The organism is Hyphobacterium sp. SN044, from assembly GCF_021864465.1.
Taxonomy (GTDB): Bacteria; Pseudomonadota; Alphaproteobacteria; order Caulobacterales; family Maricaulaceae; genus Hyphobacterium.
Genome location: NZ_JAKKUV010000063.1, coordinates 1 through 281, shown reverse-complemented (window position 1 = coordinate 281; position 281 = coordinate 1). Strand labels below are relative to the sequence as shown.

1 protein-coding gene is annotated in these 281 nt (G+C 53.0%); it reads right to left on the bottom strand.

Translation table 11 applies throughout. The annotated features are described in order from the left end of the window. On the bottom strand, positions 1-281 hold a 281-nt coding region (locus tag L5876_RS14660; RefSeq protein WP_236957101.1), incomplete at both ends, for a cytochrome c oxidase assembly protein.

Sequence of the window (281 nt, the reverse complement as noted above, 5' to 3'; positions counted from 1 at the left end):
GCCGACTATCGGTTTGTCCGTTGGGTTTTTTTGCACGGTAAAATGCTAGGGCTGTCTCACCCGGCAGTATCTTTATTTCTGGCTGATGAGGCCGAAAACTCCACTGCATGCTAGACGCTGTGTCTGCATTGAAACGAATCCTGATGACGCGATCGGCCACTGCCGTCATCGTCTCGATCTTTGACGTATCGTGACCCTTCTTGATCTCGCCACCCATTCCTGTGGACTGGCAGAACATTCGGTAGAGCGGTACGCCGGCATAGGCAGCACCAACCATGAGA